Source organism: Acidovorax sp. JHL-3, assembly GCF_000526295.1.
Lineage (GTDB): Bacteria > Pseudomonadota > Gammaproteobacteria > Burkholderiales > Burkholderiaceae_C > Acidovorax > Acidovorax defluvii.
On the sequence record NZ_JAFU01000001.1, the window covers coordinates 1964955 to 1980927 of the forward strand.

Genomic DNA, 15973 nt, shown 5'->3' on the forward strand with positions numbered 1-15973 from the left:
CTGAGCGCTGAGCGCTCAGTTTTCAGTTGAGTTCAGCGATCAATTCGATCTCAACGCACGCACCCATGGGAATCTGTGCCACGCCAAAAGCGCTGCGCGCGTGCACTCCTTTTTCACCAAATACCTGGCCCAGCAACTCGCTGGCGCCGTTGGTCACCAGGTGCTGCTCGGTGAAGTCGCCGGTGGAGTTGACCAGGCTCATCACCTTGACAATGCGTTGCACCCGGTTCAGGTCGCCCCCGCAGGCGGCTTGCAGTGTGCCCATCAGGTCGATGGCCACGGCGCGGGCAGCGGCCTTGCCTTCTTCGGTGGTGATGTCGCGGCCAAACTGGGCGGCCCATGGCTTGCCGTCCTTGCGCGCGATGTGGCCGCTCAGAAACACCAGCTTGCCGGTCTGCACATAAGGCACATAGGCAGCCGCCGGCACGGAAACCGGGGGCAGGGTGATCTGGAGTTCTTTCAGCTTGTCGTAAACGCTCATGGTTTTCCTCGGATGGGTGGCAGACATGACCGGTCGGGGCGCAAGCGCAGGCGCAGTGCCCTGGTGCCGGTGCAGAGGGCGCCAGTGTTACACATGCGTGTGCGAGAAGTGCCCATTTTTGCGCCGTGGGTTGCGTTTAGCATGTGCCCATGCCGCCCATTTCCTCCAGCGTATTCCGCCCTGCTGCGCCGAAACCGCACGAGGAGAGTTCCGTAGGGGGCGCATGGCGCTTGCCGGCGTGCTTGCTGGGGGGCCTGGTGGGTGCCGCGGTGCAGTTGCAGCAGCCCCAGCTTTGGCCCGGGCCTGTTTATGGCGTGCTGCTGGCCTTGGCTGGTGTGGCCTGGCTGGTCAGCAGCCTGCGCCGCGCATGGTGGGGTCATACACCCTTGGCTGCTGAGCGGCGCTGGCGCAGTGCGCGGGCCATGGGCTTTGCGGCCTGCGCGGGGGCGCTGGCCTTGTTTGCCGTGTGCGGGCTGCGTGCCGGTGCCTATGCCTCCCATGCGCTGGCCCCGGGGCTGGAAGGGCGTGACCTGCGGGTGACCGGCGTGGTCGCTGCCATGCCGCAGGTGAACGAAATGGGCGTGCGCTTGCGCCTGGAAGTTGAGGCTGCGTTTTGGCAAGGCGCTGCGGTGACATTGCCCCCGCTGGTGGATGTGTCGTGGTATGGCGATGCGGCGCTGGAGATGGCGCAGCCTGCCGATGCATTGCGGCAGCCCCCATCGCTGCGGGCGGGCGAGCGCTGGGAAATGACGGTGCGCCTGAAGGCCCCCCATGGGGCACGCAACCCCCACGGTTTCGACTACGAGCTCTGGATGTGGGAGCAGGGCGTGCAGGCCACGGGCTATGTGCGCACCGGTTCCAACGACTTGCCGCCGGTGCGGCTCGGCAGCACCTGGCGGCACCCCGTCGAGCGTGCGCGCCAAGCGGTGCGCGATGCCATCGTGTCCCGCCTTGCCGGCAGTGCTGCAGCAGGGGATGCGGGGCCGGTGCGGGTCGCTGGCGTGGTGGCCGCCCTGGTGACGGGTGACCAGCGTGCGATTGACCGCGCCGACTGGGATGTGTTTCGCGCCACCGGCGTGGCGCATCTGATGAGCATCTCGGGTCTGCATATCACCCTGTTTGCCTGGCTGGCGGCGCTGGTGGTGCGGCGGCTGTGGTGCCGTTCGCCGCGTTTGTGCCTGGCCGTCCCGGCCCCCTCTGCGGCCCTGGTGGCAGGTGTTTTGCTGGCGGGTGCCTATGCGCTCTTCAGTGGCTGGGGCGTGCCCGCGCAGCGCACCGTGCTGATGCTGGCGACCATTGCTGCGCTGCAACTGAGTGGGCGCCGCTGGCCTTGGCCACAGGTATGGCTGCTGGCCTGCGCCGTGGTGGTTGTGGTGGACCCTTGGGCACTGTGGCAGGCGGGATTCTGGTTGAGTTTTGTGGCTGTGGCAGTGTTGTTTGCTAGCAATAATATAGCTGCTAGCGCTTATGGAATAAGCGTTAGAGCCTGTTTTTATGCACTTTTACGGGAGCAGTGGGTGGTGACACTGGCGCTCACCCCACTGACCTTGCTGCTGTTTGGCCAGGTGTCTCTGGTGGGTTTTGTGGCCAATCTGTTGGCTATACCGTGGGTGACGCTGGTGGTGACTCCGCTGGCACTGGCCGGGGTGCTGTGGGCACCGTTGTGGAGCCTGGCTGCTATGGCCCTGCAACCCCTTGCCGCGTTCTTGCAGTGGCTTGCGGCCTGGCCCCTGGCCGTGGCGTTTGTTCCGATGGCGCCATTGTGGGCGGGTGTGGCGGCGGTGGTGGGGGGTGCCCTGCTGGCCATGCGTGTGCCGTGGGCGGTGCGCGCGCTGGCGCTGCCCTTGCTGCTGCCCGCGCTGTGGTGGCAGCCAGTGCGGCCTGCGCCGGGGCAATTTGAACTGCTTGCTGCCGACATTGGCCAGGGCAATGCCGTGCTGGTGCGCACCGCCACGCATGCACTGTTGTACGACGCAGGCCCGCGCTTCAGCCGCGAAAGCGACGCGGGCCACCGCGTGTTGGTGCCCCTGCTGCGCGCGTTGGGGGAGCGGCTGGATCTGCTCATGCTGAGCCACCGGGATTCTGACCACACCGGCGGCGCGGCCGCCGTGCTGGCGCAACAACCCCAGGCGGCCTTGACCGGCTCGATCGAAGCCGAGTATGAATTGCAGGCCCTGCGCCCGGCCACGCCCTGTGTGGCGGGGCAGCGTTGGGATTGGGATGGCGTCGCCTTCGAGGTGCTGTACCCGGCGGCGGGCCAGGGCACGCCCGTTGCGGCTGGCAAGGCCAGCGCGCCCGCCGTGCGCACCAATGCCGCCAGCTGCGTGCTGCGCATCGCCACCCTGGGGCCTGCACCCGCAGTGGCCTTGCTGGTGGGCGACATCGAGCAGGCCCAGGAGCAGGCCCTGGTGGCCCGTGCCGCACCGCTGGCCGCCGATGTGCTGCTGGTGCCACACCACGGCAGCAAGACCTCATCGAGCGCGCCGTTTCTGGATGCGGTGCAGCCGCGTACCGCTTTGGTGCAGGCCGGTTACCGCAACCGCTTTGGGCACCCGGCGCCCGAGGTGCTGGGGCGTTATCAAGAGCGAGATATCCGGGTGGTGGAGTCCGCGCGCTGTGGCGCCGCCACCTGGCGCTCGGTGCAGCCATTGCAGGTGCGCTGCGAGCGGGATGCCGGGCGGCGTTACTGGCAGCACACCATGGCGCCATAGTTCGTGCGGGCGCTGTTTTTTGTGGGGCAACACAGGCGGTGGGCGCGCAACTTGCTATCCTGATTGCAGGAGGCCCGCTGATGCAAAAATTCGACGAGATGTACGCCATGCTGCCCTTTGATGGCAGCGATGTGCGCGAGCACTACAAGCGCTATGGGCAGTGGCTCGCGCGCCAGCCCGTGGATGTGATGCAGGCCCGCCGGGCCGAGGCCGAGATGATCTTTCGGCGCGTGGGCATCACGTTTGCGGTGTATGGCGCCAAGGACGAAGGCGGCGCCGGCAGCGAGCGGCTGATTCCGTTCGACCTGATCCCCCGCATCATCCCCGGCCATGAATGGGCGCAGATGCAGCGCGGCCTGGTGCAGCGCGTGACGGCGCTCAACCGCTTCATCCATGACGTCTACCACGGGCAGGACATCCTGCGTGCGGGCGTTGTTCCCACCGACTTGGTGCTGAACAACGCCCAATACCGCCCCGAGATGGCTGGCGTGCAGGTGCCCCGGGACGTCTATGCACACATCGCCGGCATCGACATCGTGCGGGCCGCCGACACGCAGGGCAACGGCGTGTATTACGTGCTGGAAGACAACCTGCGTGTGCCCTCGGGGGTTTCCTACATGCTGGAAAACCGCAAGATGATGATGCGGCTTTTTCCTGAACTTTTCAGCGCGCATGCGGTGGCCCCCGTGGCGCATTACCCCGACATGCTGCTGGAAACCCTGCGGGCCAGCGCCCCGGCCACCGTGGCAGAGCCGGTGGTGGTGGTGCTGACGCCCGGCATGCACAACAGCGCCTATTTTGAGCACGCCTTTCTTGCGCAGCAGATGGGCGTGGAGCTGGTGGAAGGGCAGGACCTGGTGGTCAAGGACCGGTTCGTTTACATGCGGACCACGCGCGGCTTGCAGCGGGTGGATGTGATCTATCGGCGGGTGGACGATGATTTTCTCGATCCGCAGGTGTTTCGCCGCACGTCCACGCTGGGTTGCGCGGGCCTCATGGAGGCCTATCGCGCGGGCAACGTGGGCATCTGCAACGCTGTGGGAACCGGCGTGGCCGATGACAAATCGGTGTACCCCTATGTGCCCGAGATGATCCGCTTTTACCTGGGTGAAGAGCCGATCCTGAAAAACGTGCCCACCTGGATGTGCCGCAAGCCCGACGATCTGCAGTATGTGCTGGCGCACCTGTCTGAACTGGTGGTGAAAGAGGTGCACGGCGCCGGCGGCTACGGCATGCTCATCGGCCCGGCCGCCACGCAATCAGAAATCGAAGACTTCCGCCGCGCCCTGCTGGTCAATCCGGCGGGCTACATCGCCCAGCCCACGCTCAGCCTGTCCACCTGCCCGACCTATGTGGAAAGCGGAATCGCTCCGCGCCACATCGACCTGCGCCCCTTTGTGCTGAGCGGCCGGGAGGTGCAGATGGTGGCGGGTGGCCTTACACGCGTGGCCTTGCAAGACGGCTCGCTGGTCGTCAACTCGTCGCAAGGCGGCGGCACCAAGGACACCTGGGTATTGGGACAAGAAGGGGGCAAAACATGCTGAGCCGCACTGCCGATCATCTGTTCTGGATGTCACGCTACACCGAGCGGGCAGCTCTGTTTGCGTCAGCAAACAGCGGGGGCGCTAACAATTGTGCAAAGCACTTGTTATGCGTCCACCAAAAGGCTGCTGAAGGCAGACTTTCACCACAACACAGCGTGCGCGCGCAGCGCGTTCGGGGTTCTCTGCCCGGGGAGGAAACATGCTGAGCCGCACTGCCGATCATCTGTTCTGGATGTCACGCTACACCGAGCGGGCAGAGAACACCGCCCGCATGCTCAATGTGAGCTACGAGACCTCGCTGCTGCCGCAGTCTGCCGCCATGGCCCAGGAAGGCTGGCTGGGGCTGCTGTCGATCAGCGAGCTGATTCCGGCCTATACCGAAAAGCACGGTGAGGTCGCCCCTGCCAAGGTGCTCGAATTCATGGTGCGCGATGGCGACAATCCGTCGTCCATCTTGTCGTGCCTGCGGGCCGCGCGGGAGAACGCGCGGGCGGTGCGCGGTGCGCTGACCACCGAAGTGTGGGAAACGCAGAACCAGACCTGGCTGGAACTGACCCGGCAACTCCAAGGTGGCATCTTCGAGCGCGATCCGGCCCAATTTTTTGAGTGGGTCAAATACCGCTCGCACCTGTCGCGCGGTGTCACGCTGGGCACCATGCTGCAGGACGAGGCCTTTCATTTCCTGCGGCTGGGCACGTTTCTGGAGCGCAGCGACAACACGGCGCGCCTGCTGGATGTGAAGTTTCACGCCGTCAACAACGACTTTTTTGGCCGTGCCAGCGAGCGCAACCAGGAGAACGACTTCTACCACTGGAGCGCCATCTTGCGCAGTGTTTCGGCGTTCGAGGTGTACCGCAAGGTCTACCGCGACGTCATCACCCCGGGGCGGGTGGCCGACCTGCTGATCCTGCGCCGCGACATGCCCCGATCGCTGCACGCCAGCCTGCGCGAGGTGGTGGACAACCTGGCTGTGGTGGCCAACGAGCAGTCCGCTGAGACACAGCGCTGCGCCGGGCGGCTGCTGGCCGATCTGCAATATGGCCGTATCGACGAAATCCTGGCCACGGGCCTGCACGCTTACCTGACGCAGTTTCTCGACCGCGTGAACGATCTGGGTGGCGGCATCAGCCGCGACTTCCTGGTGGCCGCGGGCGACTAGCCTGGGCGGGTGTGCGCCGGCAAGCCGGGCGAGGGGCGCCCGCCGGTCGGCACGCGCTGCCCCCACGGCTGTGCGTGTGCGCTGCATGGTGGGGTTGGCGCGCAGGGCACACTGTCGCCTTCACCGACGGAGTTTTTCCTGATGAGCACCCACATCCCACCCCATGAAGCGCCATGCAAACCTTGGGGATTTCGCACCCTGGCCGTTCATGCCGGGCAGTCGCCCGACACCAGCACCGGCGCCATAGCGCCCCCCATCGTGGCCACGTCGGCGTTTGCCTACGACGATTTCGAGGCGGGCGAGCGGCGCTTCAATGGCGAAGCACCAGGCTATGTTTACAGCCGGTTTGCCAACCCCACGGTGGCAGCCTTCGAGCGCAAGATGGCAGCACTGGAGGGCGGCGAGACCGCGGTGGGGTTTGCCAGCGGCATGGCGGCCATCAGCGCCAGCTTGCTGGGCTTGCTCAAGGCGGGCGATGTGGTCGCCTGCGTGGGCACCCTGTATGGCGGCACCGACGGGGTGATGCGCTCTTTGCTGCCGCGGCTGGGTGTCACGGTGCGGCACTTTCGCACGGTGGACGCCTTGCGGGCGGGGCTGGATGCTGGCACCCGCATCGTTTATGTTGAAACGCCCAGCAACCCCACCCTGGAGGTGATGGACCTGGCGCAGGTGGCGCAGATTGCGCGCCAGGCAGGGGCCATCAGCATGGCCGACAACACGTTTTCTACGCCCTACCTCACGCGCCCGCTGGCGCTGGGGATGGATGTGGTTGTGCACTCGGCCACCAAGTTCATCAGCGGGCACGGCGACGCCACGGGGGGCGTCGCCGTGGGCCGCGCCGAACTGCTGGGGCCCATCAGGGCGGCTGGCATGGGGCAGTTGGGCGGGTGCCTGAGTCCGCACGAAGCTGTCATGCTGCTGCGCGGGCTCAAGACGCTGCCATTGCGTGTGGAGGCCGCCTGTACCAATGCCGAGGCACTGGCCCGGTGGCTGCAGGCCCAGCCTGCAGTGGCCCGTGTGTACTACCCCGGCTTGGCCACGCATCCGGGCCACGGTGTGGCCGCGCAGCAGATGCGGCGCTTTGGCGCCATCCTGTCGCTGGACCTGCGGGGCGGGCGCGCCGCAGCGCGGCAGTTTCTGGACGGCCTGCGCATCGTGACGCAGGCGGTTTCGGTGGGCGATGTGGATTCGCTGGCATGCCATCCCGCATCCACCACCCACCACAGCGTGCCCGAGCCGGTGCGCCTGGACAACGGCGTGTCTGATGCCCTGGTGCGCATGAGCGTGGGTATCGAAGACGGCGACGATCTGCTGGCCGATGTGGCGCAGGCCCTTGCGCGGGTTTGAAGCCATCGCCTGGCGCTGGCCCTGGCCGTGTGTCGTGCTGTGCGGCTAGTCGCCGTCCCGCGCGTTGCGCCGCTGGTCGCGCAGCATGAAAAGATAAAGGCTCTCGACCTTTTCACGCGCCCACGGTGTTTTGCGTAAAAACTTCAGGCTTGATGACACGCTGGGGTCGCTTTGAAAGCAGCGCACCGGAATGCGCTCGCCCAGCTCCTGCCAGCCGAAATAGTCGGCCAGCCCCACCACCATGGCCTCCAGCGTCACACCGTGCAGCGGGTTGTGCGCCTGCTTGGGGCGGGCGTCTGCTGGCGCATCGATGGGTGCGTCTATGGGCGCGTTCGCCGGCGCAGCGCCCGGGTTGGAAGGTGTCTCGGGGGCGGACTTTGGAAGGCTTGGCTCGTGGGCATTCATGGCCGCAAGCATAAGGCGATTGCGGGGCCGGGATGCGGCATTGGGTGCGGGCGCCGATAATCAGCACCCGCCCCAGCACCCGTCCTGCACTGGCGGTCACCCGGTTCAATTCTTCATGTCCGCCCAGCCTCCACTTCGCGTCCTGTCCGTCATCCCGCCGATGACGCAGCTCAACACCCCTTACCCGTCCACCGCGTACCTCACGGGGTTTCTGCGCTCGCGCGGGGTGGCTGCAGTGCAGGAAGACCTGGCGCTGGCGCTGGTGCTGCAACTGCTGTCGCCGCAAGGCCTGCGCGCGGTGGCTGCCCAGGTCGAGGCGATGCCCCCCCAAAAGCACAGCCCTGCGGTGCAAAGCTTTGCGGCGCAGCAGGGTCGCTACCTGGCCACCATCGCGCCCGCCATTGCCTTTTTGCAGGGGCGCGATTCCACGCTGGCGCACCGCATTGTGGGCCGCAATTTCTTGCCCGAAGGGCCGCGCTTTGAGTCGCTGGATGTGTATGTGGACGACGAGGGCGGCGACCCGCTGGGCTGGGCCTTTGGCGCCCTGGGCCTGCACGACCGGGCCAAGCACCTGGCCACGCTGTACCTGAACGACCTGGCCGATGTGCTGCGCGATGCGGTGGACCCGCGCTTTGAGTTTGTGCGCTACGCCGAGTCGCTGGCAGGTAGCCAGCCCACCTTTGAGCCGCTGGCCCAGGCGCTGGCGGCGGCGCCCAACCTGGTGGATGAAACGCTGCGCGATTTGACCCTGGCTGCCATCGAGCGCCATGCGCCCACCGTGGTGCTGCTGTCGGTGCCGTTTCCTGGGTCGGCCTATGCGGCCTTTCGCATTGCGCAGACCATCAAGGCGCAGCACCCGCACATCGTGACGGTGCTGGGCGGTGGTTTTGTCAACACCGAACTGCGCGAGCTGACCGAGCCGCGCGTGTTTGACTACTTTGATTACGTGACGCTGGATGCCGGCGAGCGCCCTTTGCTGGCGCTGCTGGAACACCTGCAGGGCCAGCGTGGCCGCCAGCGGCTGGTGCGCACCTTTGTGCGCGCTGAAGGTGGCGATGACGCGGGCGCCGTGCAGTACATCAACATGATGGAAGCCGACATCGCCTTTGCCGAGGTGGGCACGCCCACCTGGGACGGCCTGCCGCTCGACCGGTATCTTTCATTGCTCGACATGCTCAACCCCATGCACCGGCTGTGGAGCGACGGGCGCTGGAACAAGCTCACCGTGGCCCATGGCTGCTACTGGAAAAAGTGCAGTTTTTGCGACGTGAGTCTGGACTACATCGGCCGCTACGAAGGCGCCTCGGCCACCGTGCTGGCCGACCGCATCGCACAAATAGTGCGCGAAACCGGGCAGACCGGGTTTCACTTTGTCGATGAAGCCGCGCCACCCAAGGCGCTGAAGGCGCTGGCCACCGAACTCATCGCGCGCAATGCCGGCATCTCGTGGTGGGGCAACATTCGGTTCGAGAAAACCTTCAGCCCCGAGCTGTGCAACCTGCTGGCCGACAGCGGCTGCATCGCCATTTCGGGCGGGCTGGAGGTGGCTTCCGACCGGCTGCTGGGCCTGATGAAAAAGGGCGTGTCGGTGGACCAGGTGGCGCGCGTGACGCGTGCTTTCACCGATGCGGGCATTCTGGTGCACGCCTACCTGATGTATGGATTTCCCACGCAGACGGTGCAGGACACCGTGGATGCGCTGGAATACGTGCGCCAGCTGTTTGCCAATGGCTGCATTCAAAGCGGGTTTTTCCACCGCTTTGCCTGCACGGTGCACTCACCCGTGGGCCAGCACCCCGAAGATTACGGCGTGACCTTGCAGCCTTTGCCGCCCGTGAGCTTTGCCAAGAACGACATCGGCTTTCACGACCCCACCGGCGTGGACCACGATGCCCTGGGCGGCGCGCTCAAGAAGGCCATCTACAACTACATGCACGGCATCGGGCTCGAAGAAGACGTGCGCAGCTGGTTCCCCTTCAAGGTGCCCAAGACCACCGTGGCGCGCCACCGCATCGAGCGGGCGCTGCGCGAGCGCGGGTAAGCCCGGCCGGCGTGGTGGCCCCCAGGTCCATTGCCGCCGTCCCGCCGGGGCAATGCCGGCATCGCAGGGCGCCGTGGATTGCCAAGCCACCAGCGGGTCGGCGGCACGTCTTGGGAGCCGATGGCGCCCGGAAGCCCCCCCCCCCACGCCCCTTGTCGTGCAGCGGCCCTCGCCGCCAGCGCATGGGCCGCGTCGGTCCGGAACCCGCGTGACGCGATGCCCTTTGATGGATAGCCGCCTGCGCCGGCAGCACAAGCGCTACCGTGCAAAAACACCTTGAAAGCGCTCCAGTGCCTCAGAAATGCCGGCGCAACGTCACCTGCACCGAGCGCGGCGAGCCGGGCAGGATCAGGTTGTCGTTGCTGCCGTGGGCCGACACGTAGTATTTGCGGTTCGCGAGGTTTTTTACGTTCAGGTCCACATCCCACGCACCCAGCGTGTACTGCAGCGCCGCGTCCACGGTGGTGTAGGCCGGCAGCGTGACCAGGTTGGTCAGCGAGGTGAAACGCGCACCCACATGGTTCAGGCCGCCGCCCAGGCGCAGGCCATGGCCCAGGTCTTTCATGGCCCACAGGAAGGCCGAGTTGCGCGGGGTAAGCGCCGGCACCTTGCCCTGCGCCGCAATGGCGGCGGTGGGCAGCTGCAGCGAACCCGTGGTGGCCAGCGACTTCGTCATGCGCCCGTCCAGATAGGCATAGCCCGCGCTCACGTCCCAGCGGCCCGGCAGCCGGCCGTTGGCGGTCAGCTCGAAGCCGTTGGTGCGCTGCGTGCCCACGTTGATCTGTCGTGATGGGTTGGCCGGGTCGGTGTTCTTGATGTTGCTGCGCTCGAGGTTGAAGAGGGCGCCGGTCACGTTCAGGCGGCCGTCGAGCAGGTCGAGCTTCACGCCGATTTCCTTGTTCTGCGTGATCTCGGGTTCGTTGGCGGTGTTGTTGGCGGCCAGCGCAAAAGTCTCTGCCGAAGGCTGGAACGACTTGCTGTAGGACACGTAGTACGACACCGCGTCGCTGGGCTGCCACACCAGGCCGGCGCGGGGGCTGAACTTCTTGTCGGTGCGCGACAGCGCGGAGAGCTTGCGGTCAAACGTGGTCTGCTGCCGGAACACGTCGTAGCGCGCGCCCACCAGTGCCTTCCACTGGGGCGCCAGCGTGATCTGGTCCTGCCAGTACAGCGCCGCCGTGTCCTGCGTGGTATGGCTGGGGATGGCGCTGTCGGCAGCGTACTTGGCCGCCGGAATCACCGGTGCGGCCACGCCGGCCGGGTTCAGGATGGACACACGGTCGGCACCGCCCGAAACGGATTCCGCGCGCTTCTTCTGCTGGCCCAGCTCCATGCCCATCAGCCATTCCTGCTTCAGGCCGCCGAGCTGGTTGCGCCAGGTCACGTCGGTCTGGTTGAACAGGCCTGTTTCGTCGCGCAGGATGAACGAGCGGGTGCGCCCCACGGTCATATCCACCGGGTTGGTGGTGCCGCCGGGCAGGGTGTTGTAGCGGTCGAGCGCGTAGTCGTAGGCGCGCGTGACGTTGCGCACCGACCAGTCGTCGTTGAAGCGGTGGTTCAGCGTGGCCGCAAACGACTGGATGGTGCTGGTGGTGGTGTCGTCCTGCGCGGCGTTGCGCGAGCCGTAGTAGGTGCTGGCGGGCACATCCACGGGGCGGCCGTTCAGCGCGGGGATGCCGAAGTCGGTCAGGCGCTTGTCGCGGGCGTTGGTGTACTGCAGCAGCAGCTCGGTCTGCGCCGCCAGCTTGAGCGCCAGCGACGGCGCAAAGTTGTAGCGCTTGACGAACTGCTGGTCGCGGTAGCTGCCCGAGTCTTCTGCCGCCATGTTCAGGCGGAAGGCGGCGGCGTCGTTGATGCCCAGATTCACGTCCGCCGTGGCGCGGCGGTAATCGAAGCTGCCCAGGCCTAGCGTGGCCTCGCCCGAGGTTTCGCCGAACTTCGGCTTCTTGGTCACGCGGTTGATCAGGCCGCCCGATGAGCCGCGCCCATACAGCACGGCCGCCGGGCCCTTGAGCACCTCCACGCGTTCGATGTCGGCCAGGTCGCGGAAGTACAGCGCGTCGTCACGCACGCCGTCCACGAACTGGTCGGCAATGGCCGTGAAGCCGCGGATCACCACCTGGTCGCGCTGGCCGTCGCCATGGCTCATGGCGACGCCGGGCACGTTGCGCAGCGCGTCTTCCATCGAGCGCGCGCCCTGGTCGCGCAGCAACTTTCCGGGCACCACGTTCACGGCCTGCGGCACGTCGCGCAGCGGCGCGCTGCCCTTGGTGGCGGTGCTGCTGGTGGCCGGCGAATAGGCGTCGTCGTCCGCCGACGACCGGATGGTGATTTCACCCAGGGCTTGGGGTGGCGTGGCGGACGCAGGTGTCTGGGCGAAGACGGGCTGGGCCAGTGCGGCCAGTGCGGCAGCGGCCAGGGGCGTGAGGGCAAGAGAGAGCGAAGAGCGCATGGGTTTCCTTCAAGAAAAAAAGCGGGAAACAGCACGGGCCTGGCTGGCGGCTGCGGGGCAGCGGGCTTGCGGGGGGTGGTGTTGAAAAACGGGGTGGAAGTGCTGGCATTGCCCGCACCGCTGCGGGCGCTAGGAGCCTGGGCGGCAGCCGCCGCTGGAGCGCATGGAAAAGCCCATCACCAACCTCCGGCCGCAGCCAGCACACCGGCGCAGAACACCCGTTGCGCCAGCCCGGCCAGTTGGCGGGGCCACCAGGTGAGAACGGCGGTCACCGCGAGGGCCGCCAGCGACAGTGCCACGGCCCAGGCGGTCACCGCCAGCGATGCGGGGCCGCTGCCCGACCGCACGGCAAGCCCGAGCGACAGCAGCAACAGCAGCCAGCCACCGCCGCGCAGGCCCTGCAACTGCCGCAACGACGCATCGCGGCCCCGCGCGTGCGCATGGTGGCGGTCCATGCCCAGCGCCAGTGCGGTCCAGGCGGCAAAACACAGCAGAAAGGCGCTCATGGGTTCAACCCCGGCAACGGGTGGCGGACCGGGCTTGGGGCGGGCAGCGCCGGGGGCGTGGCCATGCCAGAGCTGCGGGCCCTGGCCCATGGTGCGGCTGCAGTGCGCGGCCGTACCGCGGGCGGCCACAGACGCCAGGCCAAGGTGCCGAGCAGCGCGCCGACGGCCAGGAACGCCAGGTCCATGCCGGCCCAGGTCCAGTCGCTGGCAGGCAGCGTGACGCCCAGGTGCGCGCTGCTCGTCAAGGCGTTGAGCAGGGGCAGCGCCGCCCACACGGCACCGGCCAGCGCCAGCAGCACGGCCCAGCCCTGGCGCCTTGGGCACAGCAGTGCCGCCAGCAAGGCGCAACCCCAGGCGCCGAAGAACCAGGCCAGCTCGGCATCGGGCCGGTTGGGTGTGGCCAGGGGCAGCAGGCGGTTGGCCGCCAGCAGCACGCCACAGGCCAGGGGCAGCCCCGCCAGCGTGGCCATGTTCAGGCTGGCGACCAGCCGCTCGCCGTGCGAAAACCGGGCCGACGCATTTTTGCGCAAGGCCTGCGAGCGGCGCTTGACCGACCACAGTACCAGCCCGGTGGCAATCATCAGACTGCCCATCAGGCCCAAACCCAGCAGGGTCCAGCGCAGGCCGGGGCTTGCAAAGCGGGCCATGTGCAGGCCGTAAAGCACGCCATAGGTCTTGAGGGCGGGGCTGGCCGGATCGGCCTGCTCTAGCACCTGGCCGGTGGCGGCGTCGAGCAGCAAGCGGGCCGGGCGGTATTGCAGGCGGTCGCTTTCGTGGCGGCTGATCTGCACCACGGCACGGCCCGTGGCATCGCGCCGGGCCTCGATGGCGCCGAGGCGCCCGCCATCCCAATGGGCGCTGGCGGTGGCGAGCAGGGGGGCGAGCACCAGGGGCGGCAGAGGCTCGACCTGATCGCCCGGTTGGCGGCGCGCACGGCGCCCGGGTTGCTCGCCCTGCAGATCGGCGAAGTAGGCCTGCGTGTCGGTGCCGGCACCGCCCTTGGCGCCGGGGTAGGCGGCCGCTATGCCTGCCGACATGTACAGCGTGTGAAAGATCATCAGTCCGCTGAAGGTGATGAGCAGGTAGAACGGCAGCACCAGCACGCCGGTGACGTTGTGTGCGTCCAGCCACGCACGTTGTCCGCCCTTGCCGGGGCGGAAGGTGAAGAAGTCCTTGAAGATGCGCCGGTGCGTGACGATGCCCGTGAGCAGTGCGATGAACATCAGCAGCGTGGCGCCGCCCACCACCCAGCGGCCTTCGACCGCCCACCGGCCCTTGGATGCGGTGCGCAGTTCGTAATGGAAGCGGTAGAAGAAGTCGCCCCCCATGGTGTCGCGGGCCGCGAGCTTTTCGCCCGTCTGCGGGTGCATGAGCAGGGCCTCGAAGCGGGGCTGGGCCGCGCTGCGCCAGAGCAGCGAGACGGGGCGCTGGCGCTCGTCGGGCAGGCGCAGGATCCACTGCGTCACGTCGGGCACCTCGCGCTGCAGTGCGGCCAGGGCCTTGTCGGCCACCTGGGCGTCGGCGGGTGGCAGGCCGTGCAGTTCGGGGCGCATCCATTGGCTGAATTCGGCCCGGAAGAACGACAGCGTGCCGGTGAGGAAGATCGCAAACAGCAGCCAGCCCAGCACCAGCCCGGCCCAGGTGTGCAGCCATGCCATGGCTTGCCGAAAGCCCTCGCGCTCGGCAGGTGCCTGGGCGGGTTGGGGCGCGGTGCGCAACTTCGGCGCAGGGGCGGAAGGGGCCGGTGTCGTCATGCCGCCCCCATCCAGCGCGGCGCCAGGGCCAGGGCGCCCAGCACCATGGCCGGCGCCAGCGTACCGCCCCAGGCGCCCCAGATGGTGCGCGCATAAAACGCCCAGCCAGCCGCTGCGGCATAGGCCAGCCACGACAGCATGGTGGCCACCAGCACGGCTTCGACGCGCGGCATGTGCGCGATCAGGGCCAGCGACAGCGCCGCGGCCAAGGCCGCCGCCACGGCATACCCCCCGGCGGCAGCGGCAAGGGTGCGCAGGGCGACAGCAAGGCGATAACGCCCGTCCACGCGTGCCGCCTTCATGGCTGTGCGAACAGGGGCTGCGAACCGGCACGTTCCGCCAGACACGGGCGGGGTTGGATGCAATGGCGAGGGCGATGCGGCATGGCGGGGTTTCAGTCAGGTTTCGGAAAAAACGCTGGCTGCAACGAGGGCATGGCCCGGCAATGCTGGCTGGCTAAGAAGGAGGAAAATCTCCGTGGATTGTATCTGTTTTGATATTGATTCTCATTTGTGCAATGAGGCTTTGCAGCAGTTGATGCGCTGTTGCAACAGCCTGCACGCCTTTCCTTGCCCGTCCCAGGCGTAAAAAAAGGCTATGTCATCGTTAAGTTTGGAAAAACTCCGATAGCGGCGCGCAACAAGGTTTGCGGGGTAGGCAGGCGGTTGGTGTCCAGGGCACGTCGCCAGCCGAGGTAGTTGGGCAGGTAGCGGGTGGCCACGCCGTGAAAGCGGGCGAGCCATTGGTGCAGGCGACTGTGATAGGCGTTGACGTTCTGCACGTGAAACGCCCCCTTGACGCGAACACCGGCGGAAAGATTGACCGATTCGTGGGTGATACCGGCATCGGCAGCAAAGTAGTGGTAGGTGGCGTTGGCATCGCTGACCAGCAGCACATCGTCATCGAGCACGGGCTGCAGACATGCGCGCAATTGGGCCTTGGTCACCGGACCCTTGCCGGTCACGAAGTCCAGCGTTTGCCCCGTGCGGTCGCGGGCGATCAGTACACAGACCTGCTCGCTCGAAAGTCCCCGTTTGGTGGCCGCCCTGCCGCGCTTGCGGGCAGCCCGATTGAGTTTGCGCGCCCCCTTGTCCGATTCGAGCAGATAAGTCTCGTCGGCCTCGGTGATGCCGTGCAAAGGCGTGGGCCGGTCGTCCTTGGCCCATTTCAAGAAGCGATGCCGCCAGCGAAAGCTCGTATTGCGATGAACCCCGCTGGCCTGTGCCGCCTGGCGAATCGTCTGGGAGTCGAGCATGCACTGCAAATAATCGAGCCACTTGGCCTTGTGGCGCAGACGCGCCAGTGGGGTTCCCGTCAGGGCGTTGAAGGTCTTGCTGCAAGCCGTGCAGCGATAGCGCTGCAGGCCATGGGCCTGGCCGTAGCGGTGCAGGTGCGTCGCCCCGCAATGGGGGCAGGATGCACCGCTGGCCAGGCGTGTCTGAATAATTTGTACGGTCTGCTCGGATAGCGGCAGCCGATTGAGTGCCAGCTGAACCTTTTCGCGCTGGCCGCGCGTCAATCGGCCCAACATGACGAGCAATTGCTCAAAGTCGCGTGTGTCCATCGCATTCTC

Annotated in this window: 13 protein-coding genes; 6 read left to right on the forward strand and 7 right to left on the reverse strand. The window is 66.9% G+C overall.

What is annotated here, in order from left to right:
- Nucleotides 1-22: 22 nt before the first annotated feature.
- Nucleotides 23-481: a RidA family protein gene (locus tag K226_RS0109285; protein ID WP_024814542.1), complete on the reverse strand. Its 459-nt coding sequence runs from the start codon at nt 479-481 to the stop codon at nt 23-25.
- 149 nt (nt 482-630) lie between these two features.
- Between K226_RS0109285 and K226_RS0109290 the strand changes: the two genes are divergently transcribed.
- From K226_RS0109290 to K226_RS0109305, 5 genes are all read left to right on the forward strand, one after another.
- On the forward strand, nt 631-3192 hold the full coding sequence (locus K226_RS0109290) for a DNA internalization-related competence protein ComEC/Rec2 (protein WP_081739346.1): 2562 nt from the start codon (nt 631-633) through the stop codon (nt 3190-3192).
- Nucleotides 3193-3272: 80 nt separating this feature from the next.
- Entirely contained in the window at nt 3273-4736 is a 1464-nt protein-coding gene (locus tag K226_RS0109295) for a circularly permuted type 2 ATP-grasp protein (RefSeq protein ID WP_024814544.1), read from the forward strand.
- The gene (locus K226_RS19470; RefSeq protein ID WP_081739347.1) at nt 4730-4942 is read left to right on the forward strand and encodes an alpha-E domain-containing protein; all 213 of its coding nucleotides are present in this window, start codon (nt 4730-4732) and stop codon (nt 4940-4942) included. The genes K226_RS0109295 and K226_RS19470 overlap by 7 nt, the downstream gene beginning before the upstream one ends.
- Nucleotides 4936-5895: an alpha-E domain-containing protein gene (locus K226_RS0109300; protein ID WP_024814545.1), complete on the forward strand. Its 960-nt coding sequence runs from the start codon at nt 4936-4938 to the stop codon at nt 5893-5895. The genes K226_RS19470 and K226_RS0109300 overlap by 7 nt, the downstream gene beginning before the upstream one ends.
- Nucleotides 5896-6036: 141 nt before the next feature.
- Complete coding sequence (locus K226_RS0109305; RefSeq protein WP_024814546.1) at nt 6037-7242, forward strand: PLP-dependent aspartate aminotransferase family protein; 1206 nt, start codon at nt 6037-6039, stop codon at nt 7240-7242.
- A 45-nt stretch (nt 7243-7287) separates the two neighbouring features.
- Here K226_RS0109305 and K226_RS18840 read toward each other — a convergent pair whose 3' ends face one another.
- Nucleotides 7288-7647: a VF530 family DNA-binding protein gene (locus K226_RS18840; protein WP_024814547.1), complete on the reverse strand. Its 360-nt coding sequence runs from the start codon at nt 7645-7647 to the stop codon at nt 7288-7290.
- A gap of 115 nt (nt 7648-7762) precedes the next feature.
- Between K226_RS18840 and K226_RS0109315 the strand changes: the two genes are divergently transcribed.
- Nucleotides 7763-9688, forward strand: a complete 1926-nt coding sequence (locus K226_RS0109315) for a radical SAM protein (protein ID WP_024814548.1) — start codon at nt 7763-7765, stop codon at nt 9686-9688.
- A 295-nt stretch (nt 9689-9983) separates the two neighbouring features.
- On the opposite strand, the gene K226_RS0109320 is transcribed toward K226_RS0109315, so the two are convergent.
- The 5 genes from K226_RS0109320 to K226_RS0109340 all read right to left on the reverse strand — a co-directional run bounded on the left by K226_RS0109320 (nt 9984) and on the right by K226_RS0109340 (nt 15964).
- Nucleotides 9984-12140 (reverse strand): TonB-dependent siderophore receptor, encoded by a 2157-nt coding sequence (locus K226_RS0109320; RefSeq protein WP_024814549.1) that lies wholly within the window; start codon nt 12138-12140, stop codon nt 9984-9986.
- Nucleotides 12141-12316: 176 nt separating this feature from the next.
- The gene (locus K226_RS0109325) at nt 12317-12646 is read right to left on the reverse strand and encodes a DUF3325 family protein (protein WP_024814550.1); all 330 of its coding nucleotides are present in this window, start codon (nt 12644-12646) and stop codon (nt 12317-12319) included.
- On the reverse strand, nt 12643-14400 hold the full coding sequence (locus K226_RS0109330) for a PepSY domain-containing protein (RefSeq protein ID WP_024814551.1): 1758 nt from the start codon (nt 14398-14400) through the stop codon (nt 12643-12645). The genes K226_RS0109325 and K226_RS0109330 overlap by 4 nt, the downstream gene beginning before the upstream one ends.
- Complete coding sequence (locus K226_RS0109335) at nt 14397-14702, reverse strand: hypothetical protein (protein WP_024814552.1); 306 nt, start codon at nt 14700-14702, stop codon at nt 14397-14399. The genes K226_RS0109330 and K226_RS0109335 overlap by 4 nt, the downstream gene beginning before the upstream one ends.
- Before the next feature lie 293 nt (nt 14703-14995).
- Nucleotides 14996-15964: an IS1595 family transposase gene (locus K226_RS0109340; RefSeq protein ID WP_024814553.1), complete on the reverse strand. Its 969-nt coding sequence runs from the start codon at nt 15962-15964 to the stop codon at nt 14996-14998.
- Nucleotides 15965-15973: the final 9 nt, after the last annotated feature.